General features: G+C 69.8%; 15 protein-coding genes. 4 read left to right on the top strand and 11 right to left on the bottom strand.

Translation table 11 applies throughout. The features are described 5' to 3' along the window. Positions 1–50: 50 nt before the first annotated feature. From mptB to ABD256_RS00825, 8 genes are all read right to left on the bottom strand, one after another. A complete protein-coding gene (gene mptB, locus ABD256_RS00860) occupies positions 51–1,643 on the bottom strand; it encodes a polyprenol phosphomannose-dependent alpha 1,6 mannosyltransferase MptB (protein ID WP_344412223.1) in 1,593 nt (530 codons plus the stop codon). 78 nt (positions 1,644–1,721) lie between these two features. Beyond that, positions 1,722–3,353 carry a dipeptide ABC transporter ATP-binding protein gene (locus ABD256_RS00855; protein ID WP_344412221.1) on the bottom strand — a complete coding sequence of 544 codons (1,632 nt, stop codon included), beginning with the start codon at positions 3,351–3,353 and terminating at the stop codon, positions 1,722–1,724. Then, positions 3,350–4,228, bottom strand: a complete 879-nt coding sequence (locus ABD256_RS00850; protein WP_344412656.1) for an ABC transporter permease — start codon at positions 4,226–4,228, stop codon at positions 3,350–3,352. The genes ABD256_RS00855 and ABD256_RS00850 overlap by 4 nt, the downstream gene beginning before the upstream one ends. Positions 4,229–4,269: 41 nt before the next feature. Next, a complete protein-coding gene (locus ABD256_RS00845) occupies positions 4,270–5,292 on the bottom strand; it encodes an ABC transporter permease (protein WP_344412654.1) in 1,023 nt (340 codons plus the stop codon). A gap of 33 nt (positions 5,293–5,325) precedes the next feature. Next, complete coding sequence (locus tag ABD256_RS00840; RefSeq protein ID WP_344412652.1) at positions 5,326–7,080, bottom strand: ABC transporter substrate-binding protein; 1,755 nt, start codon at positions 7,078–7,080, stop codon at positions 5,326–5,328. A 381-nt stretch (positions 7,081–7,461) separates the two neighbouring features. Next, the gene (locus ABD256_RS00835; protein ID WP_344412219.1) at positions 7,462–8,076 is read right to left on the bottom strand and encodes a LysE family translocator; all 615 of its coding nucleotides are present in this window, start codon (positions 8,074–8,076) and stop codon (positions 7,462–7,464) included. 253 nt (positions 8,077–8,329) lie between these two features. Further along, positions 8,330–9,103, bottom strand: a complete 774-nt coding sequence (locus ABD256_RS00830) for a helix-turn-helix domain-containing protein (protein WP_344412217.1) — start codon at positions 9,101–9,103, stop codon at positions 8,330–8,332. A 9-nt stretch (positions 9,104–9,112) separates the two neighbouring features. Next, positions 9,113–10,000: a class I SAM-dependent methyltransferase gene (locus tag ABD256_RS00825; protein ID WP_344412215.1), complete on the bottom strand. Its 888-nt coding sequence runs from the start codon at positions 9,998–10,000 to the stop codon at positions 9,113–9,115. Positions 10,001–10,192: 192 nt separating this feature from the next. Between ABD256_RS00825 and ABD256_RS00820 the strand changes: the two genes are divergently transcribed. The 3 genes from ABD256_RS00820 to ABD256_RS00810 all read left to right on the top strand — a co-directional run bounded on the left by ABD256_RS00820 (position 10,193) and on the right by ABD256_RS00810 (position 16,798). Beyond that, positions 10,193–11,020, top strand: coding sequence for a M55 family metallopeptidase (locus tag ABD256_RS00820; RefSeq protein ID WP_344412213.1), 828 nt, complete (start codon positions 10,193–10,195; stop codon positions 11,018–11,020). Beyond that, complete coding sequence (locus ABD256_RS00815; protein ID WP_344412211.1) at positions 11,013–12,344, top strand: M20/M25/M40 family metallo-hydrolase; 1,332 nt, start codon at positions 11,013–11,015, stop codon at positions 12,342–12,344. The genes ABD256_RS00820 and ABD256_RS00815 overlap by 8 nt, the downstream gene beginning before the upstream one ends. A 134-nt stretch (positions 12,345–12,478) precedes the next feature. Next, entirely contained in the window at positions 12,479–16,798 is a 4,320-nt protein-coding gene (locus ABD256_RS00810) for a GH92 family glycosyl hydrolase (RefSeq protein ID WP_344412209.1), read from the top strand. On the opposite strand, the gene ABD256_RS00805 is transcribed toward ABD256_RS00810, so the two are convergent. The 3 genes from ABD256_RS00805 to ABD256_RS00795 form a co-directional block, all read right to left on the bottom strand. Beyond that, positions 16,780–17,646, bottom strand: coding sequence for an alpha/beta fold hydrolase (locus ABD256_RS00805; RefSeq protein ID WP_344412207.1), 867 nt, complete (start codon positions 17,644–17,646; stop codon positions 16,780–16,782). The two genes, ABD256_RS00810 and ABD256_RS00805, sit on opposite strands and share 19 nt — an antisense overlap. A gap of 77 nt (positions 17,647–17,723) precedes the next feature. Continuing rightward, complete coding sequence (locus tag ABD256_RS00800) at positions 17,724–20,003, bottom strand: poly(ethylene terephthalate) hydrolase family protein (RefSeq protein ID WP_344412204.1); 2,280 nt, start codon at positions 20,001–20,003, stop codon at positions 17,724–17,726. 260 nt (positions 20,004–20,263) lie between these two features. Next, the gene (locus ABD256_RS00795; protein ID WP_344412650.1) at positions 20,264–21,025 is read right to left on the bottom strand and encodes a TetR/AcrR family transcriptional regulator; all 762 of its coding nucleotides are present in this window, start codon (positions 21,023–21,025) and stop codon (positions 20,264–20,266) included. Positions 21,026–21,102: 77 nt separating this feature from the next. Here ABD256_RS00795 and ABD256_RS00790 point away from each other — a divergent pair, with 77 nt between their 5' ends. After that, positions 21,103–21,942 (top strand): NAD(P)H-binding protein, encoded by an 840-nt coding sequence (locus ABD256_RS00790; protein WP_344412202.1) that lies wholly within the window; start codon positions 21,103–21,105, stop codon positions 21,940–21,942. Positions 21,943–21,945: the final 3 nt, after the last annotated feature.

Here is a 21,945-nt window from a genome sequence, read left to right as displayed (position 1 = left end):
TGATCGGGACCCTCGACGGCATTCAACACGGTCGCGCCCGTCGGTGGGCCTTATTCGGCGTGTTCGGCTTTCGCGGGTTCGGCGAGGAACGGCGCTTCGGCAGGAGTGGACTGCTTCTTGAACGCCGCGACCAGTCCCAGCGGGTCGGGCCGCAGCAGTGAGGCGGCCGCGTACACGCTGACGGCCACGACGCCCGCGATGAACCACCAGTCGTACAGGGCCTGCTCGCCGGTCGGGTAGTACACCAGCACCAGGAACACCGACACCGCCACCACGACGGCGAGGTGCCGCTGCCGCCACTTGAACGCGGCCAGGATCACGAAGCCCCAGGTGAAGTACCACGGCAGCGTCGGGGGGAACAGGATCGAGACGGACAGCAGGCTGATCGCGGCGCGCAGGATCGCCTCGGTGCCGCCGACCCGCGCGAGCCACCACTGCCTGGCCACGAACACCGCGAGCACGGCCATGCCGATCACCCGGGCGACGGTGACGAACGGCGAGGACTGCACGTTCACCACGAGGTGCACGAGCGTGTAGAACACCTCGCCGACCCCGGTCGGGGGGTTGAGCCAGTTCGCGATGAGCTGGGGTGCCTTCAACCCGGCGACCCAGCCGAGGTTGAACGAGCCGAGCGCCACCCAGGTGCCCGCCACGAAAACCGGGGCGAAGATCGCCACCGACGCGGCGCCCGCCTTGACGAAGTTCTTGAACCTGACCCCGTTTTCACTGCCTTTGAGGTCCTTCGCCCACATCCACACCAGGAACGGCAGCGCGATCGCGGCCGTGGCCTTGATCAGCATCGCCACCGTGATGAGCACGACCGCGACCGGGTACTTGCGCTCGAGCGCGGCCACCACGCCGACGGTGAGGAAGCCGATCATCATCAGGTCGTTGTGCGGGCCGCCGAAGAGGTGGATCACCATCATCGGGCTGGCCACCGCGAGCCACAGCGCGATCGGCAGGTTGCCGCCGAGGTGGCGCACGAGCCGGGGCAGCGCCCACAGCGTCATGGCGAGCCCGACCAGCAGGACCACCCTGGTGAGGATGACGCCGAGGATCAGGTTGTCGCCGGTGATCGCGACGACGCCCTTGGAGATCAGCAGGTACAGCGGCCCGTACGGGGCGGGCGTGGTCTGCCACACCTGGTGCACGTTCTGCACCACGTTCGGCAGTACTTCCAGCTCGGCGGGCCCGTGCTGGTACGGGTCGAGCCCGTAGAGCAGCTGCGCGCCCTGCCCGAGGTAGGAGAACACGTCCCTGGTGAACAACGGCGGCGAGATCAGCAGCGGCGCCATCCAGCAGCCGGCCGCGGCCAGGATCGGCCCGCTGCCGATCCGGCGCGTGATCGCGTACCGGCCGAGCCGGACCCACGCCCACACGATGAGGGCGAACCCGATGTACAGCAACGCGTTGGCGATCGCCCTGCCGTGCCCGTAGCGGATCCAGGACATCGGCCCGTGCCCGAGGATCGGGTCGCGGATGAGCACGCCCGCCGCGCCGAGCGCGCCGATCATCAGCAGCGTGCTGCCGATGGTGCCCATCGCGATGGTCCGGTACGGGAAACGGGAGGGGACGCGAACACGGACCGTCTCCGCCTGCTCGGCATCGGAGCCCGCCGTACTGGGGTCAATAGTGGTGGCCATGTTGGGGTAGGAGATTACACTTCGCCGCTCTTGAGCCCGACGGCAGCGGCGGTTTCGAGGCCGCCGCGGGCCGTCCGGCTAGGCCGCGGTGCCGCCGGGCAGCGCGGCGAGCAATGACTTGGTGTAGTCGTGCCGCGGGTCGAGCAGCACCTCGTCCACGGTGCCCAGTTCGACGAGTTCGCCGCGGTACATCACGGCGACCCGGTCGGCGATGTTCCAAGCCAGTCCGAGGTCGTGGGTGATCACCAGGCCGGCCAGCCCGAGCTCCCGCCGCAGGCGCAGCAGGAGGCCGAGTATCTCGCCGCGGACGGACGCGTCGAGCGAGGCGACCGGCTCGTCGGCGACGAGCACGCTCGGCCGCAGCGCCAGCGCGCCCGCGATGACCACCCGCTGCCGCTGCCCGCCGGACAGCTCGTGCGGCAGGCGGGGCATGAACCGCTCCGCGGGCCGCAGCTCGGCGGCCTCCAGCGCGGCGCGCACGATGTCCCGTTCGTCGCCGGACATCCCGTGGATGCGCGGGCCCTCGGCGACGGCTTCGTACACGCTGTGCCGGGGGTTCAAGGCGCTCGTCGGGTCCTGCAGCACCAGTTGCACCTGGCGCCGGTACGCCTTGAGCCCCGCCCCGGAGGACGGCACCGGCGAACCGTCGTAGAGCACGCGGCCCGACGTCGGCTTCTGCAGGCCGAGCATGGTGCGCGCGAGCGTGGTCTTCCCGGAGCCGGACTGGCCGACGAGCGCGACGATCTCGTTGCGCCGCACCTCGAGGTCGACCCCGTCGACCGCCTTGATCATGGCGCCCTTGCGGTCCCGGAAGCTGACCCTGAGGTCGTCGGCGACGAGCAGCGCGTCCGGGGACGGCTGGTGCTCGGGCTCCGGGGGCAGCGGGGTGCTGGTCGCGGGCGCGAACCGCGACACCGGATCACCGACGGTCGGGAACGCCGCGGCCAGCGCCCTGGTGTGCTCGTGCTGGGGCGAAGCCATCAGCTCGCGGCCCGGCCGCTGCTCGACGATCTCGCCCGAGTACATCACCGCGATCTCGGCGCAGGTGGCGGCGAGCACCGAGAGGTCGTGGCTGATCATGATCAGCCCGATGCCGCGCTCGGCGACCAGCCTGCTCAGCAGGTCGAGGACCTGGGCCTGCACGATCACGTCGAGCGCGGTGGTCGGCTCGTCGGCGATGATCAGCCTCGGCTCGCACGCCAGCGCCATCGCGATCATCACGCGCTGCTTCTGCCCGCCCGAGAGCTCGTGGGGGTACGCCCCGGCGCGCGCGGGCGGCAGGTCCACCTGCTCCAGCAGCTCGGCGACCCTGGCTTTGAGCTGCGCGTCGGTCGGCGCGTTCCCGCTCGCGGCGTGGATCCGGATCGGCTCGGCGATCTGGTCGCCGATGCGCCGCACCGGGTTCAGCGCGTGCATCGCGCCCTGGAACACCACCGAGGCGTCGGCCCAGCGCACCGCGCGGAGCCTGCCCCACTTCATCGTGGTGACGTCCTCGCCGTCGAGCAGGATCTCGCCGGTGACCTTCGCGGTCTTCGGCAGCAGCCGCAGCACGCTCATCGCGACGGTGGACTTCCCCGAGCCGGACTCCCCCGCGACACCGAGGGTGTCACCGGGGTCGAGGCGCAGGTCGACCCCGTGCACGGCGGGTACGTCGCCCCCCGCGGTCCGGTAGGTGATGCCGAGGTTGCGGACCTCCAGCAGCGCGGTCACGAACGCACCTCTTTCAGACGCGGGTCGAGCACCGTCTCCAGCGCCCTGCCGACGAGGGTGAAGCACAGCACCACGACGACGATCGCCAGGCCGGGCGGCAGCAGGTACCACCACGCGCCGCTGGTCGCCGCGCCGACGCTGAGCGCCCGTTCGAGCATCTGGCCCCACGACGCCAGTGACGGGTCGCCGAGACCGAGGAAGGACAGGGTGGACTCCGCGATGATCGAACTGCCGACCACGAGCGTGGTGTTGGCCAGTACGAGCGGCATCACGCCCGGCAACACGTGCTTGCCGATGACGTGCAGGTGCCCGCCGCCGAGCGCCTTGGACCGCTCGATGTACGGCCTGCTTTCGATGGTCATCGTCTGGGCGCGCACGAGCCTGGCCGTGGTGGGCCACGAGGTCAGGCCGATGGCCACGATGATCGTCGGGACGCCGTGCGGCAGCACGCTGGACAGCGCGATCGCGAGCACGAGCGAGGGCAGCACCAGGAAGAAGTCGGTGAACCTCAGCAGCAGCGCCGAAATCCAGCGGCCGAAGTGGGCCGCCGCGATCCCAACGACGGTACCGATGAGCACCGACAGGATCGTCGCACTGAACCCGACGAGAAGCGAGACCCGCGCACCCCAGTAGGTCAGCAGCAGCACGGACCGGCCGTCGGCGTCGGTGCCGAGCAGGTAGTCCCCGCTCGGTGCCTGCAATGCACGGCCCGACGCCTTCGTGACATCGAGCCCGGTTTCGTCGCTGAGCACGGGTGCGAGCAACGCCAGCAGCACGATCAACGCGAGCAAGCACAGGCCGAACAACCCGCCGCGGTTCGCGGCGAACTCGCGCCACATCGCCGCTGCTGACGCGCGGCGTCGCCGCCGGGCCATCGCACGGGCGCTGTCCTTCGGCGGCGCCTTGTCCGGTTCGGTCACTGGGCACGCACCCTCGGGTCGAGCACGCGGTAGAGCAGTTCCGCGAGCATGTTCATCACGATCACCGAGCCCGCGAACACCACGAACAGGCCCTGCAGCAACGGAAGGTCCGGCCCCCGCAGCGCCAGCGCGAGGAGCTGGCCGAGGCCGGGCCAGGTGAACACGGTCTCCACCGTGACCGTGCCGGAGACCACCATGCCGAACTGCAGGAACACCAGCGTCACCGTCGGCAGCAGCGCGTTCGGCACCGCGTGGCGCTTGCGGACGAGATCGTCGCGCAGTCCTTTGGCCCGTGCCGTGGTCAGGTAGTCCGCGCCCATCTCCCCGAGCAGGGACGAGCGCATCACCAGCATGTACTGCGCGTAGATCACCAGCAGCAGGGTCACGCACGGCAGCGCGAGGTGGTGCGCGACGTCGAGCGCCTGCGGGAAGAACCCGTCCGGGATGTCCGGTGAGCGCATGCCCGCGCTCGGGAACAGGCCCTGCGTCGCGATCAGCAGGACGAGGCCGAGCCAGAACTGCGGCACCGACCACAGCGTCAGCGCGATCCCGGTGTGCGCCCGGTCGAACGCGCTGCCGTGGCGCCAGGCCGCGCGGACGCCGAGCCACAGCCCGATGATCACCGCGAGCACGGTCGCCGTGCCCACCAGCAGCAGCGTCGGACCCACCCGCTCGGCGATCATATCGCCGACCGGGCGGCGGAACGTCGTGGACAGCCCGAAGTCGCCGTGCAGCAGCCCGCCGACGTAGTCGAGGAACTGCCGCCACATCGGGTTGTCCACGCCGAGCTGGCGGCGCATTTCGGCGATCTGCTCCGGGCTGGTCGGCCGGTCCCTGGTCAGCGACGCGATGGGGTCGCCGGGGATCAGCCGGAACAGCAGGAACCCGAGCACCACCACCAGCACCAGGCTGACGAGGCCTTCGAGCACCTTCCTCAGGACGAACCGGCCGGTTCCGGTGCCACCGCGGTTCTCATCGGGGTCGATGAGGGCCTGTGGCTGGTCGAATGTCGTGGAAATCGCGTTACTCCTGCATCGGTGGCTTGGCGCGGGCTATTCGCGGTCGTCGGCGGACTTGCCGCGCTTGGCGAGGAACGTGCCACCGCCGAGGAGCACCACGAGCACGACCACGCCGATTCCGATCCACAGTCCGGTGTTGCCGCCGCCGGAGGCACTGGAGGAGTCGACCGGGGTCGCGCCGTAGAAGCCCCAGTACCCGGTCTGCTCCATGATCGGGCCGCTGGTGACCGGCTGCTTCACGAAGTTGGTGAACTTGTCCGAGCGGTACGCCTCGAGCACGTTCTGGTAGGCGAGCACGAAACTGGGCGCCTGGTCGTAGTAGCGGGCCTGCGCCTGCCGGGTGTACTCGGACCGCTTCGCCTGGTCGGTTTCCGCCGCCTCCGACTGGTAGGCCTGGTCGAACTGGGGGTCGCAGAAGAACGACGCCGTGCTGCCGCTGCCCGGCGTCGCCGGCAGGTTGCCGCAGCTCTGCTTCGCCAGCGTGTAGTCGGGGTCGGGGTTGGTGTTGTAGCTCGACAGCGCGAGGTCGTAGTTGCCGGACGAGGTCTGCTCGTCGACCTCGGCGTCGGACACCAGGCGCTTCTCGATGTTGATGCCGACCTGCTTGAGCCAGCCGACGATGTACTCCGACGTGCGCTGCGGGAAGTCCTCGCTGGAGCGCGCGGTGAGCCGGAGGTTCAGCGGCTTGCCGTCCGGGGAGGTCCGGATGCCGTCGCCACCGCGCTTGTACCCGGCCGCGTCGAGCTGGCGGTTCGCGTCGGCGATGTCGAACTTGTACGCCTTCGCCGGATCGGGCTGGTAGTGGTAGGTCGAGTACATCGAGGGGATCAGCCCGCCCGCCACTTCGCCGTACCCGCCGAGGACCTTGTCGACGAGTTCCTTCGGGTCGATCGCGGCAGCGATCGCCTTGCGCAGCCGGACGTCCTTGAGCGCGGGGTTGCCGTCACCGATCGGCTGGCGGGCGGCGTCCTGCGCGCCGGGGTTCATCAGCAGGTCCAGGTAGCGCCGCCCGGAAGCCTTGTTCGTGGCGATGTTCGACTGGCCCTGCAGCGCGTTGAACTGGGTCGGGGTGAGCCGGTTGACGAAGTCCACTTCGCCGTTCTTGAGCGCGCTCACCGCCGCTTCGGAGTTCTTGTACGCCACGAACTGCAGCTGGTCGAACTTCGGCTTGCCCCGCCAGTAGTCCGGGTTGGCCTTGAGCGTGACGACCTCGTTCGGCCGGTACTCGGTGATCAGGAACGGGCCGTCGCCGACCCCGACCACGGCCGGGGTGTCGGTCTTCGGGTCGGCCATGTCCGAGATGCCCGACCAGACGTGCTCCGGCACGATCGGCACGTCGAGCGCGGTCATGCTGGCGCGCGGCGCCTTGGTCTTGATGACGAGCGTGGAGTTGTCGGATGCGGTCACGTCCACGAAGCCTTCGACGTAGTTGCCGTTGGCTTCCTGCGCCTTCTTGTCGGTCATGATCCGCTTGAAGGTGTACGCGGCGTCCTTCGCGGTCACCGGCTTCCCGTCGGACCACTTCATGCCGTCCCGGATGTGGAAGGTCCAGGTCAGCTTGTCCTCGGAGGTGCTCCACTTGTCCGAGATGCCGCCGGTGGGCGTGGCGTCCTCCGCTGAGGGCAGCGTGAGGAACTCGTAGTTCATCCGGCCGATCATCGAGCTGGACGCGAAGCCCGCGGTGAACGGGTTGAGGTGGTCGATCTCCTGCACGAGCGCCACGCGCAGGGTCTTGCCCTCCTGCTGCGCCTGCGCGGCCGGTACCGCGAACGGACCCGCGACCACCATCACCGCGCCGAGGAGCGCGGCCGTCGCCCGGCCGGTTCTCCTGGTCAACAACACCACGACCACCTCAATCAGTGTTTTGGCCCCCGTCACCGGGAGGCCCCGTCCCGCGAAGGTCTGACCCCAAGGCGCAAAAGTAACCACATGCGCGTGGAACCGCGCAATATATGTCGGGGCCGGTGAGTACCCGATCGTTGTCTCGCCGTTGTCTCGTGTCACACTTGGTCTAGACCGCGTAGCGACGGGTGACAAGGTGCTGGCCTCGCCCTGCCCTTCTGGCCGGTACGGCCGCCCGATCGGCCGCATTCGGCGGCTTTCCGCGCTCCCGTTCACCGATGCGCAATCGATACGTCACCGGCGTGTCGTGCCCTGTCCACTGTGGAGTCAGCCGAGCCCGGCGAGCGCCACCGCGGCCAGGCACAGGAGCGCGGCACCGCACAGCCCCTCGACCACCCGCACGGCGACCGGCGGCAGTGCGCGGCGCAGGAGCGCGATCCCGCCCGCGCAGACGAAACACCACGCCAGCGACGAAATCATGAAGCCGGTGAAGAACACCGCGAGCCCGGCGAACCCGGCGTCGCCGCCGAGCGCGCCGTTCACCGCGCTCGCCGTTCCGGACCAGTACACGACGTTGAGCGGATTGCCCAGCGACATGCCGGCGCCCGCGCACCAGGCGCTCCGTCCGGGCGCCGCCGCCGGATCCGCGCGTCGCGCCGGGGAGATCCCGTCGCGGAGCCCGCGCACGCCGAGCCAGCAGAGCAGCAGGCATCCGCCGACGGTCAGCGGCACGCGGAGCGCGGGCACCGCGAACAGGGCGCCGATACCGGCGAGCCCGAGCAGCGTCCATACCGCATCCCCGACGAGCGAGCCCACCTGGACGGCCAGCGCGGGGCGGAACCCGCCGCGCAGCCCGCGCCGCAGCGATTCGGTGAAGACCGCGCCCGGTGCGGCGTTGAACAGCAGCCCCAGCCCGGCGGCCAGGAAGAACACTCCGATCATGTGCCGATCCTGTGCGGACGGCCCGTGCGCCGTCTTGTCGGATGTTGACGCTCAGCCGAACGGCGGCCGCGTCGGGTTCTCCTCGTCGAGGAGCTGGGTCATCCGGTGCCGGACGTGCCCGGCGTGCGGCGGGTGCTCGGGCCGGGTGAAGATAAGGAAACCGGCAAGGAAACCGGCGAGGAGAAATCGTCCCGTGAGCCGAGGTAATCCCGGGTTCCGCGCCGGTATTCCGAAGGCATGGCGCAGTTCTTCGCTAGGCCGCGGTGGCCCGGTACCACCCCGGAGTCATGGCGTACGCGGCGCGGAAGTGCTTGTGGAAATGCGCTTGATCGGCGAAACCCAGTGCGTGTGCGACTTCGGCGACGGGCCGTCCGCTTCGCAGCAACCGCCTGCCCTCCGCCAGCCGCGCCTGCAAGTGCCACGCGTAGGGCGGCGAACCGGTCGCGCGGGTGAACGCGCGGATCAGGGCTTCCCGCGAAAGGCCCGCGTCGTTCGCGAGGTCGCCGAGCCGGGGCGCCGCGGTGAGATCCGCGCGCAGCCGGTCGGCGACCGCCGCGATCCGGCGATCCGTCGGCGCGCACACCGCGGGCGGCGTCCGGCCCGCGGCATCGAACAGGCCCAGCACGAGCGTCGAAAGGGCTTCTGCGCGCGCTGCGCCGTCACCGGTGTGCCGGGCCGCCCTGAGCAGCGCGGCCCGCAGCTCCGGCGCGCGGACCACGGGTTTCGAGAATTCCGGGAGCGCGCCGCCGGTGAGTTCGCGGAGGCCGTCCGGGTGCAGGTAGACGCTGACGCACGACCAGCTCGCGCCTTCGGGGGTTTCCGTGGTGCACGACTGCACCTGCCCCGGGTTGTAGACCGTGACGTCCTCGGTGCCCGCTTCGAAGGTTGCGCGGTCGAGCCGTACCTTCTCCGTGCCGGTGACGTTCGCGCTCAGCACGTACTCGTCGTGGCTGTGCCGGGGAAAGCCGCCCGATTCGGGTGAGAGGACCGCGACGGACACCCCCGCCGGCTCACCGTCGCGCACCACCCGCACAGGCTACTGCGACCGCCTGCCGATCACGTAGCGGCTGACCGCGAACATCCGGTCGAGCTCGTCGTCGAGGTTCCGGCCGTACCGGCGCGCCACGTCCGCCGCGGACTCGTCACTGATCTCCCAGCCCAGCGAGCGCAACGTGTCCTTGGCATCCGGGCGGTCGTCATCGTGGATGAGCGAGCGGATGTCGACCCCCCACTGCGTGGCGACGTCACCGACCTGCGCGTCATCGAGCATCCGCGCCATGTCGACCGGCTGCTCGACCGACAGCCAGCTCCCCGGCCCGGAGTACTTGTCGATCGTGTCGAGCAGGAGCTGTTCGGCGTCCGGGGGCAGGTAGGGCAGCAGGCCCTCGGCGAGCCACGCCGTCGGCTCCCCCGGCACGAAACCGGCGCCCAGCAGTGCCGCCGACCAGTTGTCCCGCAGGTCCACCGGGATCGTGCGACGCGTGCCGCGCGCGGTGGCGCCCTGCTCGTCGAGGACGTCCTGCTTGAACCCCAGCACCTTCGGCTGGTCGACCTCGTAGATCGTGGTGCCCGACGGCCACGCCAGGCGGAACGCGCGGGAGTCGAGTCCGGCCGCGAGTATCACGACCTGCCGGACGCCTTCGCCGGTCGCGCGGAGGAAGTACTCGTCGAAGAACCGCGTGCGGACCGCCATGTAGGCCGAGTTCAGCACCCACAGGCCCTGGTGGTCGGCCAGCACGGCGGCCTCGGCCGGGGTGGTCGGCATCGGGTTCGGCGGGTTCGCCGCGCGCACGAACGACGCGGCGTAGGGATCACTGACGAGCGGATCCTCTCGGTGGGTTTCGATCGCGCGCGCGGCCGCGACACCGAGTGCCGTGATGCCGACGCTGGTCACGATGTCCCATTCCCCAGGCGTGCTCGTCATTCCGCTGCCTCCCTTGACCCGTTCGGACGTTACTGGAACTAGCCGTAGCTCAACAGGCACTCTTAGTTACAAGGTAGGCCAATGGTTGTATGTGGCAACTAGAAGTGTCGCGTGCCACACGCAGACCGCCCATGGCGGCACTACCAGGGTGAAAACACCCGCACCCGGCCGCACCCAGTACGGTCTTGCCCCATGCGGATCATGATCTCGGCCGATATGGAGGGCGCGACCGGAGTCACCTGGACCGACGACGTGGTGCCCGGTACCGAGCAGTGGCAGCGGTTCCGGCGGCTGTTCACCGGCGACGTGAACGCCACGATCGCGGGCCTGTTCGACGCCGGCGCTTCCGACGTGCTGGTCAACGAGGCGCACTCGTCGCAGCGCAACCTGCTGCTGGAGGACCTGGATCCCCGCGCGCGGATGCTCACCGGGCGGCACAAGCCGCTGTCGATGATGCAGGGCATCGACTCCGGCCTCGACGGTGTGGTGTTCCTCGGCTACCACGCGGGCGCCGGTTTCGACGGCGTGCTCTCCCACACCTACCTGGAGAACCAGATCACCGGCGTGTGGCTGGACGGCGTCCCGGCGAGCGAAGGCAGGCTCAACGCGGGGCTCGCCGCGGAGTACGGCGTGCCGGTGCTCGTGGTGACCGGCGACGACAAGGCGTGCGAGGACGCGCGGGACTACGCGCCGGTCGCGGAAATGGTCACCGTGAAGGAATGCGTGAGCCGCTACGCCGCGATCTGCCTGCCACCCGCGCGCACCGCGGAACTGCTCACCGACGCCGCGACGCTGGGCATGCGACAGGCGGGACGCGTGGAACCTCGACCCGCCTCGCACCGGATCGAGGTCGAGTTCGACGCGAGCCACCTCGCCCAGGCGACCGCGGTGATCCCGACCGTCGAGCAGATCGGGGTGCGCAGGGTCGGGTTCGACGCCCCCAACATGACCGAGGCGATGAAGGCGTTCAAGGTGGTCACCGCGATCGCGGGCGGCGCCGTACAGGGGAAATATGGCTGAGCGGGTCCAGGCCGAACAGCACGCCGTCGAGCTGTGTTCGGCGCTGATCCGGTTCGACACGACGAACCGGGGCAACGGCGATTCCGAGGGCGAGCGCGACGCGGCCGAATACGTCGCGAAGGTGCTCGCCGACGCGGGAATCGACGCGAAGATCATCGAGTCGGCGCCGGGGCGCGCGAACGTGATCGCGCGGGTGCCCGGCGAGGACCCGTCCTTGCCCGCGCTCCTCGTGCAGGGACATCTCGACGTCGTCCCGGCGGACGCGGCCGACTGGTCGGTGCCGCCGTTCTCCGGCGAGATCCGCGACGGATTCCTCTGGGGCCGTGGCGCGACCGACATGAAGGACTTCTGCGCGATGGTGCTCGCCGTCGTCGCGGAGTTCTCCCGCACCGGCCGCGGGCCACGGCGGGATCTCGTGCTCGCGTTCGTCGCCGACGAGGAGGACAAGGGCGATTTCGGGGCGCACTGGCTGGTCGCCGAACATCCGGGGCTGTTCGAAGGATGCGCGACGGCGATCAGTGAATCCGGCGGTTACTCGTACCACGTGCCCGCCGCGGACGGGTCGATCGTGCGGCTCTACCCGGTCGGCACCGCCGAACGGGGCACCGCGCACCTCAAGCTGACCGCGCGCGGCCGTGCGGGCCACGGTTCGCGGCCGAACGACGAGAACGCGGTGTCCCGGCTGGCCGCAGCGGTCGACCGGCTCGCGAGCCACCGGTGGCCGGTGCACCTCACGCCCACCGTGCGCGCGTTCCTCGAACGGACGGGAAAAGCACTCGGCGTGCCCGTCGACCTGTCCAGCGAGTCCACTGTGGACGCCACCGTGGCCGCGCTCGGCGCCGCCGGTTCGCTCGTGCTGCCGACGGTCCGCAACAGCACCGCGCCGACCATGCTCGACGCGGGGTACAAGGTGAACGTCATCCCGACGGTCGCCACCGCGCAGATCGACACGAGGGTGCTGCCCGGTACCGAGGACGCGTTGCTCGCCGAGATCGACCGGCTGCTGGGTCCCGGTGTCGAGCGCGAGTTCGTGGCGCACCAGGCACCCGTGCAGGCGCCCGTCGACTCGCCTTGGTTCGACGCCATGGCCGCCGCGCTGCGCGGCGAGGACGCCGACGCGGTCGTCGTGCCGTACTGCATGGGCGGTGGCACCGACGCGAAGGCGTTCACGAAGCTCGGCATCGCGTGCTACGGGTTCGCGCCGCTGTCGTTGCCGCCGGGTTTCCCTTACCGCGCCATGGCACACGGGGTCGACGAGCGGGTGCCGGTGGACGGCCTGCACTTCGGCACGCGGGTGCTGCGGCGCTTCCTCGGCGACTGCTGAGGCGCTTTCCGGGTTGTCCGGTTTCGGTCAGGATCCGGCCCGTTTCTTGACATCGATGTCACACGCGGGTTTGGCTTCCGTGGCGCCGCTCGGCGGTGCGGGAAACGCGGTCCCCTCGGCCCCTTGGAGCGACGATGCCCCGAAGCGCCCGGCCACCGGCCGGCAAGATCCTGTCCGTCGTTGTCAGTTCCGTGGTCCTCGCGGCGGGGATGACCGTCACGCCCGCCGTCGCCGCACCGGAAGGCGGAAGCTTCTCGTCGTCGTTCGAAACCGGCGACCCGCAGCCGACCTGGTCGGACACCGTCGACACCGACCCGTCCGGCAAACCCCGCTCCTCCGGTGTCGACGGCACGAACGGCACCACCATCCCCGGCGACGTCCGGAGCAAGATCACCGAGTCGAGCGCGAGCAACGAGAACACCGAGGGCGGCGAAGTCGTCGCGAACCTCGTCGACGGTTCGACGGACACCAAGTGGCTGGCGAGGGCCCAGACCGGGTGGGCCCGGTTCGCCTTCGCCGAGCCGGTCTCGCTCACGCACTACGCGCTGACCTCGGCCAACGACTACGACCAGCGCGACCCGAAGGACTGGACGCTGCAGGGCTCCGCCGACGGCAGCACCTGGACCCCGCTGGACAAGCAGACCGGGCAGAACTTCGCCAAACGCTTCCAGACCAAGGAGTTCAAGCTCCCGAAGCCGGCCAGCTACCGCTACTACCGGCTAGACGTCACCGCGAACCACGGCGACTCGCTGCTCCAGCTTTCCGAACTGCTGCTCGCCAACGACGACCCGGCCCCGCCGCCGCTGCCGAACATGCGCACCTACGCCGACAGCGGCCCCACCGCCGGGTACACGAACAAGCCCCGGGTGGGATTCACCGGCAAGCGCGCCTTCCACTACTCGGGTTCGCAGCCGGGCACCGGGCACGGGTACTCGTACAACAAGGTCTTCGACGTCGACATCCCGGTCGCCGGGGACACCGAGCTGTCGTACAAGATCTTCCCCGAGTTCATGAAGGACGATCTCAAGTACCCGAGCACGAACGCCGCGATCGACCTCGCGTTCACCGACGGCACGTACCTGAGCGGGCTTAAGGCCACCGACCAGTACGGCTTCGAGCTGTCGCCGCAGGGCCAGGGTGCCGGAAAAGCCTTGTACGCCAACCAGTGGAACCTGATCCGGTCCGGGATCGGCACGGTGGCCGCTGGTAAGACGATCGACCGGATCCTGCTCGGCTACGACAATCCCAGCGGCCCCGGCTTCTTCCAGGGCTGGGTGGACGACGTCAAGATCGCCGCCGCGGCACCGGCGGCGCCGACCGCGCACCTGTCCGACCACGTGCGCACCACCCGCGGCACGCTGGCGAACAGCACCTTCTCGCGGGGCAACAACTTCCCGGCCACCGCGGTACCGCACGGGTTCAACTTCTGGACGCCGGTGACCGACGCGGGTTCGGCGAGCTGGCTCTACAACTACCATTCCGGCAACAACACCGAGAACAAGCCGACGCTGCAGGCGTTCGGGCTCAGCCACGAACCGAGCCCGTGGATGGGCGACCGGCAGAGCTTCCAGGTGATGCCGTCGCTCGCCGCCGGGGTGCCCGACGCGAACCGGGCGGCACGGCAGCTTTCCTTCTCCCACGACAACGAAACCGCGAAGGCGCACTACTACGGCGTCCAGCTCGACAACGGGATCAGGACCGAGATCGCGCCGTCCGATCACGCCGCGATGTTCCGGTTCACCTTCCCCGGCGGCGGAACAACAGCCAAGAACTTGATTTTCGACAACGTGAACAATCTGGGTGGTCTGACGCTGGACCCGGCGGCGGGCACGCTCACCGGGTTCACCGACGCGAAGAGCGGGCTTTCCGCGGGCGCTGGGCGGATGTTCGTCTACGCGACGTTCGACCGGAAGCCGGTGAGCGGCGCGAAGCTGCCCGGCGAGGGCAGGGACAACGTCCGCGGGTACCTCAAGTTCGACGGCTCCGACACGGTGACCATGCGGATCGCGACGTCACTGGTCAGCGTCGAGCAGGCGAAGAAGAACCTCGCGCTGGAAATCGCGCCGAACACTTCGTTTGACGCGGTTCGGGACGCGGCGCGGGCCGCATGGGACAAGGCACTCGGCGTGATCGAGGTCGAGGGCGCCACCCAGGACCAGCTCACCACGCTCTATTCGAACCTCTACCGGCTCTTCCTCTACCCGAACTCGGGCTCGGAGAACGTCGGCACCGCCGCGCGGCCGAAGTGGCGCTACGCCAGCCCGGTCTCGCCGAAGACGGGCCAGGACACCCCGGCGCAGACCGGATCGAAGCTCGTCGACGGCCAGGTCTACGTCAACAACGGGTTCTGGGACACCTACCGCACCACCTGGCCCGCCTACTCGCTCCTGAGCCCGGAGATGGCGGGGAAGATGGTCGACGGGTTCGTGCAGCAGTACCGCGACGGCGGCTGGATCGCGCGCTGGTCCTCCCCCGGCTACGCGAACCTGATGACCGGCACCAGCTCCGACGTCGCCTTCGCCGACGCCTACCTCAAGGGCGTCAAGGGTTTCGACGTGAAGTCCGCCTACGACGCGGCGCTCAAGAACGCGACCGTCACGCCGCCGAACCAGGACATCGGCCGCAAGGGTCTCGACACGCCGATCTTCAACGGCTACACCTCGACCGCCACCGGTGAGGGCATGTCGTGGGCGATCGAGGGCTACGTGAACGACTTCGGCATCGCGAACATGTCGAAGAAGCTCGCCGACGAAGCCGCGCCGAACGATCCGAAGAAGGCGGAGTACGAGGAGAACTACGAGTACTTCCGCAACCGCGCGCAGAACTACGTGAACCTGTTCGATCCGAGCGTCGGGTTCTTCCAGGGCAAGACGCCCGACGGCAAGTTCCGCCTGCCGCCCGGTCAGTACGACCCGCGCGTGTGGGGCGGCGACTACACCGAGACCGACGGCTGGAACATGGCGTTCACCGTGCCGCAGGACGGGCAGGGGCTCGCCAACCTGTACGGCGGCAAGGACGGGCTGGCGAAGAAGCTCGACACGTTCTTCGCCACGCCGGAGACGGCGAACTTCCCCGGCTCCTACGGCGGCACGATCCACGAGATGCGGGAAGCGCGGGACGTGCGGATGGGCCAGTACGGCCATTCCAACCAGCCCTCGCACCACCTGCTCTACATGTACGACTACGCGGGGCAGCCGTCGAAGACCCAGGCGAAGGTCCGCGAAGCGCTCTCGCGGCTCTACGTCGGCAGTGAACTGGGTCAGGGCTACGCCGGCGACGAGGACAACGGCGAGATGTCGGCCTGGTACGTCTTCGGCGCGCTCGGCTTCTACCCGCTGCAGATGGGCAGCCCGGACTACGCGATCGGCTCGCCGCTGTTCAAGAAGGCGACCGTGCACCTTGGCGGCGGCAAGGACCTGGTGGTCAACGCGCCGAAGAACAGCGCGAAGAACGTGTACGTGCAGGGGGTGAAGGTCAACGGCAAGGCGTACTCGTCGACGTCGTTGCCGCACGACCTGATCGCCAAGGGGGGCACGCTCGACTTCGACCTCGGCGCGACCCCGTCGAACTGGGGCACCGGCGCCGGTGACGCGCCGAAGTCGCTGACGACGGGCGACGCGGTGCCGACCCCGCTGCACGATCTCACCGGGCCGGGGAAGGGCACGGCGAGCAGCACCGACGGCACGGACGTGAACCCGGTCTTCGACAACACGTCGATGACGGAAGCCAGGTTCGCGAGCCCGAACCCCGGTGTCCAGTACCAGCTCGGTTCGTCCGCGGAGGTGGCGACGCACTACACGCTCACCTCCCCGAAGGGTGCGGGCGAACCGAAGAGCTGGGTGCTCAAGGGGTCCTACGACGGGAAGAACTGGGCGGTCGCGGATCAGCGGACCGACCAGAGCTTCGCCTGGCGCCAGCAGACCAAGGCGTTCAAGGTCGCCAACCCGGCGCACTACGCCTACTACCGGCTGGAGGTCACCGCGGGATCGGGCGGCCCGGTCGCGCTGAGCGAGTTCGAACTGCTCGGCCAGCCGGACGCCACCTGCTCGAAAACGGTCACCGGTACCCAGAGCGGGCCGCTGACCGTCAGCAGCGGGACGGTGTGCCTTTCCGGTGCAACCGTGCGCGGCCCGGTGACCGTCGCCCGCGGCGCGAGCCTGATCGCGACCGGTGGCACGATCACCGGCCCGGTCACCGCGAGCGGCGCGAATTCGGTGCTGCTGAACGGAACCGCGGTGTCCGGCCCGGTCGCGATCACGGGTGCGGACAAGGTCTGGATCGAGCGGGCGAGCATCGCGGGGCCGGTGACCCTGACCGGGAACAAGGGGCCGCTGCTCACAGCCAGCACGGTCCAGGGCCCGCTGGCCTGTGCCGGGAACCAGCCGCCGCCGACGGACCACGACCTCGCCAACGCCGTTCGCGGGCCGGTGGCGGGTCAGTGCCGCTCGATGTGAGATAGCAGGCGGCGCAGGATCGCCTCCGCGTGCGTCCACAGCAGGGAGCCACCGGCATCCGGTACGAGGTGCCGGTGGGCCCCGGGAATCCGGGATGTGAGCCACTCGCCGTTGTCCGGTGAGTGGCTCACATCCTTTTCGCCGTACCAGACGTCGACCGGCACGGCGATGCCGTCGAGCCGGAACGGCCAGCGGCTCATCGCGAGCAGCGTGTCCCGCGCGTAGCCCGCCGATCCCTGCTGGAACGCCTCGGCGAGCGCCCGCCGGTACGCGGCCTCGAACGACGGCTCCCGGTAAACGGCGAGGTCCACGTCCGGGCTGTTCGCGATGACCATGTCCCACATCGCGTCCGCGTCGAACCCGGCGAACAGGGCCACGGCGCCTGCCGGGTCCTCGCGCGCTTTCGTCACGATGTCGCGCAGCTCGGCGGGAATCCGGCCGTCGAACTCCGGCGCCGCGACCTCGTCAGCGCAGGAAACCAGCGCCAGCGCGGAAACGACCCCGGCTCCGGCGCACGCGAGCGCGAACGGCCCGCCCTGCGAATTGCCCACCATCGCGGGGTTCCCGAGCTCCCGCTTCGCCGCGAACGCCCGGATGTCCGCGGCGAAGTCGGCGAAGGTGCGCCCCGGCGCGGCCGTGGACGCACCGAGACCGGGACGGTCGACGGACACGAGCCGCACGCCGAGCCCGCCGAAGGCGCCGCAGCCCAGCCATCTGCTCGTCGCGGCACCGGGGCTCAGCAGCACCGGCATCCCTTCGTGCGGACCCCATTCAGCCCAGCCGAGCACCCGTCCGTCGGGCAGTGCCGTCTCCCCCAGCCGCGCGGGCGGGACGATGTCCACGGTCATGATCGTCATGATGTCCGGCCGATCCCCTACGCACCACACGATTTGCCGTACGGAGCACCGGCCGGACTGCGCGGTGGTCAGGTGGCCGGTTGGTTGTGCACGGTGATGTGGGCGAAGTCCTGGCCGACCACCGCGTTCTCCGTGGCGGCCAGGAAGACCAGGTAGGCCTTGTCCGCCGCGGGCGGTTTCACCGGTCCGGCGGCCACCGGGACCTCCACCGTGGCGCTGGTGCGCCCCGGAGGGATCACCACGCGCCACGCCGTCCCGGTGATCTGCGCACCGGCCAGTGCCTGCACGTTCGCCACCACCGGGACCCGGCTCGCCTCGGACAGCGTGAGCCGGACCGTCGCGGTCGTGCCGGGGTCGGCCGTCGTGTCCTCGACCGACACCCGCGGCAGCCGGCTCGGGCCGCCCGCGCCCACCGCCGCTGTCTGGAACGCCAGATCGGACAGGAACACCCCACCGCTCGGCGTTGCCGTCGACAGCGCCACGCTCCGGATGTCGTGGGTGTCGACCTGCGTCAGATCCGACACCGGCCAGCGCACCGATTCCAGCCACGTCTTGGGCAGCTTGTCGTTGGCGCCGGGAAGGGCGGTCATCGCGCTGGACAACGCGGACAGCGTCGTCGACTGGGACCGGCCCGCACCGTCGGCCACCGTGAGCTTCAGGTCGGCGGACGGGCTGGCGTCATCGATCGCGGCCCGGATCGTCAGCGCCGCGTACCGCGACACGTCGTGGCGCGGCACGTCGGCTGTCATCGTTCCGGTGCCCGTCCACGTCAGGTGCAGCATCGGGGTCGCCGTCACGTTGTCGGCGAAGATGGCCGGCGCCAACGACGGGAACTTGTCGGCATCAGGGGATTCCGTGCACGAGGGCAGGCCGCTCTGGGGCGATCGGCCCGTCATGCTCGCGCAGTACGCACCCGTTGCCGAACCGGAGAACCGCACGCTGCGCGCCTGCTCCTGGAGGGGTGCCACGTCGAGCCGATCCGACGCGGGCGACTGGCTCTCCTGCAGTACCGTGGCCGCCCCGACCGTGACGGCGCTGCCGCTGTTTCCGGAGAACATCGGCAGGAACGCGTCCTCGTGCCCGAGGACCAGCCGGAAGAAACCGGCGATGTAGGACGCGCCGACCTGGTTCTGCTGGGCACCGGTGAGGCGGATCGTGGTCGGCGAATCGCTGCCGCACGTCGGGTCCTTCTCGTCCTGCCAGTCGTCCTGTGCCGGTGCCGCCGATGACCCTGGTGTCCACTCCGTGTTGAAGAAGTTGTGATTCGCGCCCATCACCAGCAGCGACGCCCGCATGACGTTGTCCCGGCCCGCGTAGCGGCTGTCGTCGTAGTAGTGCTGGCCCTCGTCGTCGCTCACGTCACCGTCGCAGTACGGCAGGACCGCGGCCATCGGCACGTCCGGCAGCGCCTCCCTGGTGAAGTTGGTCGGTGCCAGCGGCAGCACGGCCTTGATGCCGTACGGATGCGGCAGTGCCGCGTTCATCAGCGCCGCTTTCACCACACCCTCGCCGCCGCGCGAGTGCCCCATCAGGCCGACGTCGTTCAGATCGAGTTTGCCGCGCAGCGACGGGCTCACGCCGGGTGCCCGGCCGGCGTTCGCCTTGGCCAGCAGGTCCAGGTGATCGAGGACGAGTTGACCGCGGGCGGACGCACCCAGGTCGTTGCGGGACGGGTTGTCGTACACGTTGATGCCGTCGGCGCTGATCGACACCACGACGTAGCCCTGGCTGGCCAGTGCCTCGGCAGCGCGGTCGTAGCCGCGGTAGCTGGGAACCGGGGCGAACCCGCTGGCGCACGGCCAGTGGTCGTTGTCGACCGTGCCGGCGGCCGCGTCGTAGCAGGCCTCATGACGGCCGTGCAGGAAGATCGCGACAGGTCGCTCGCCGGACGCGACCGGCATCCACACGGCGGCCCGTTCCTCGACGGCCTTGCCGCCCAGCCCCGACAACGTCAGCGCGGTGTCACCGAAGTCGTAGTCGGCGCGGGTGGTCCGGTACCGGCCGGGGGTCGTCGGGTCGGGTGTGGGTTTGCCGGGCGCCGGTGCCGCGCCGCGCTGGGTGGTTCGCGGCGTGGCACCGGAGGTCTCGCCGTTCCACGCCAGTCGCACAGTGCTCGGGTGGGCGGCGGCGGGGTCGTCGGTGACGACGGTCAGCGTCCGGTGGTCCGGCGATTCCTGCGCGACACCCACCGACCTGCCGTTCACGGCGATTTCCGGTGCCGCGTCGCGGGTGTCGAGTTGCCGGGGAAGGTGCAGGGTGACCTGGTGGCCACCACCCACCGGCGTCACCGACCACGACGTGCCGTCCGGTTCGGCCGGGGATGCGGCCGCCGATGTCGTGCTCGTCATCGTGAGGACCGCCCCTGCGGCGATGGCGGTCCGCAGCACTCTCGCCCAGTGGCGCATTCGTCCTCCGTGTCGAATTGATCTCGTCGATGCCGACACGGAAATCTTGACGTGCCCGTGACGGCGCACCGCGCACGAACGATTTGCCTGACCGGCGATGCCGATTTTGGGCACGAAAGTACTTACGTTTTCGCCTGTGCAGTCCGTTTTGCGGACGATTGTCCCAGCGTGTTCGCGGAAGAGGACGTGCTATGCGACGGTGCTCAGTCCACAATGGATGCGATGCCGTCGAGGATGCGTTCGAGCCCGAAGGAGAAGGCGCACGAGGACTGGTCCGTCGCGTCGTAGCCGCCGTCGTTCCAGACCTGCACGATCGTAGGGTGCTCGGTGACGTCGAAGTAGCGTTCCCAGAACGAGGACCGCCGCTGCCACCAGGTGTCCTCGGTCTCGCCGGTGAGCCGTTCCAGCCGCGCGCGCCCTGCTTCCACGCCCGCCGCGGACTCGATGAGCCCGGCCACCGCGTTCGCGGCCGCGGCGAGATCGCGCGGGCTCAGCCCGAGGTTCGCCATGGTGGACAGCAGGTATTCGTTGCCCGCCATCATCCCCGGCCCGAGGCTCGGCCGGATCATGGACACCTCCTGCACCCACGGATGGCGCCGGTACATCGCGCGCGTGCGGTCGGCGTAGAGGCGCACCTGGTCGCGCCAGTCGCCCGGCCGCGGCTCGCCTGGCCCCGGGAACGCGCGCTCACGCAGGACGACGTCCAACATGAGGTCGATCAGCTCTTCTTTGGACGGCACGTAGGTGTAGAGCGTCATCGTGCCGACGCCCAGCTCCTTCGCGACGCGGTGCATCGAGGCCGCGGCCATCCCCTCGGCGTCCGCGAGCTTCACCGCGGCGGCGACCACCTCGTCGATGGTGAACCGGGGTTTGCGGCCGCGCGCGGGTACCGGCGGCTCGGCGTCGCGATCGCGCCAGAGCAGGGCGAGTGTCCGGTTGGGGTCTCCCCCGCCGCTGTGTTCCATGGCCACGGCGGCGATCCTACATTCCCGTATGCTGTACGATTGAATTTAGGCGTACGACATACGATAAAGGGGAGAGCATGACGATCCTGGTGACCGGGGCGACCGCCAGCGTGGGCAGGCTGGTCGTCGACGAACTCGTGGCGACCGGCGCGAAGGTGCGCGCGCTGACCGTGAACCCGGAGCGCGCGGCGCTGCCCGACGACGTGGAAGTGGCGAAGGGTTACCTCGGCAAACCGCACACCCTTCCGGCCGCGCTGGAGGGCGTCGACACCGTCTACCTCGCCCCGCTCGCGGCTACCGTCGAGGAGTTCACCCGCCACGCGAAGGCGGCAGGGGTACGGCGGGTCGTCGCGCTCAGCGGCTCCAACGCCGATGACGACCCCCAGATCCCCGGCTCCAGCGGGCCCGGTTACCACGCCGTCGAGAAGGCGGTGGAGGCCGCGGGGTTCGAGTGGACCTTCGTGCGACCGGGCGCGTTCATGATCAACACCACCGGCTGGGCGTACTCGATCCGCGCCGAAAGCGTCGTGCGGGCGCCCTACGGTGCGGCGATGGTCAACCCGATCGACCTCGTGGACATCGCGGCGGTCGCGGCCAAGGCGATCGAAGACGAGAGCTGCACCGGGCAGAAGCTGGAGATCACCGGCCCGGGCGCGATGAGCCAGTTCGACCAGGTGAAGACCATCGGCGCGGTACTGGGCCGGGAAATCCGGTTCGAAGAGGTGACCCACGCCGAGGCCAAGGCGCAGTACGCCCGATGGGGCCTCGACGAGGACACGGCCGAATGGCTCGTCGGCGGGTTCGCCGACGCGGTCGACCACCCCCATCCCACGTCGCCGACGATCGAGCGCATGCTGGGCCGCCCGGCGCGGACCTACGCGCAGTGGGCCGAGGCCAACGTGGACGAGTTCCGCTGATCA

The organism is Amycolatopsis minnesotensis, assembly GCF_039529815.1.
Classification (GTDB): Bacteria; Actinomycetota; Actinomycetes; order Mycobacteriales; family Pseudonocardiaceae; genus Amycolatopsis; species Amycolatopsis minnesotensis.
The sequence above is the reverse complement of the archived record's forward strand: the minus strand, read 5'-3'. Positions and strand labels throughout refer to the sequence as shown.

Coding starts and splice junctions, on each gene's coding strand:
- mptB (WP_344412223.1), bottom strand. CDS start 1,643: ATGGCCACCACTATTGACCCCAGTACGGCGGGCTCCGATGCCGAGCAG.
- ABD256_RS00850 (WP_344412656.1), bottom strand. CDS start 4,228: ATGGCCCGGCGGCGACGCCGCGCGTCAGCAGCGGCGATGTGGCGCGAG.
- ABD256_RS00840 (WP_344412652.1), bottom strand. CDS start 7,080: ATGGTGGTCGCGGGTCCGTTCGCGGTACCGGCCGCGCAGGCGCAGCAG.
- ABD256_RS00835 (WP_344412219.1), bottom strand. CDS start 8,076: ATGATCGGAGTGTTCTTCCTGGCCGCCGGGCTGGGGCTGCTGTTCAAC.
- ABD256_RS00825 (WP_344412215.1), bottom strand. CDS start 10,000: ATGACGAGCACGCCTGGGGAATGGGACATCGTGACCAGCGTCGGCATC.
- ABD256_RS00820 (WP_344412213.1), top strand. CDS start 10,193: ATGCGGATCATGATCTCGGCCGATATGGAGGGCGCGACCGGAGTCACC.
- ABD256_RS00815 (WP_344412211.1), top strand. CDS start 11,013: ATGGCTGAGCGGGTCCAGGCCGAACAGCACGCCGTCGAGCTGTGTTCG.
- ABD256_RS00810 (WP_344412209.1), top strand. CDS start 12,479: ATGCCCCGAAGCGCCCGGCCACCGGCCGGCAAGATCCTGTCCGTCGTT.
- ABD256_RS00805 (WP_344412207.1), bottom strand. CDS start 17,646: ATGACCGTGGACATCGTCCCGCCCGCGCGGCTGGGGGAGACGGCACTG.
- ABD256_RS00800 (WP_344412204.1), bottom strand. CDS start 20,003: ATGACGAGCACGACATCGGCGGCCGCATCCCCGGCCGAACCGGACGGC.
- ABD256_RS00795 (WP_344412650.1), bottom strand. CDS start 21,025: ATGGAACACAGCGGCGGGGGAGACCCCAACCGGACACTCGCCCTGCTC.
- ABD256_RS00790 (WP_344412202.1), top strand. CDS start 21,103: ATGACGATCCTGGTGACCGGGGCGACCGCCAGCGTGGGCAGGCTGGTC.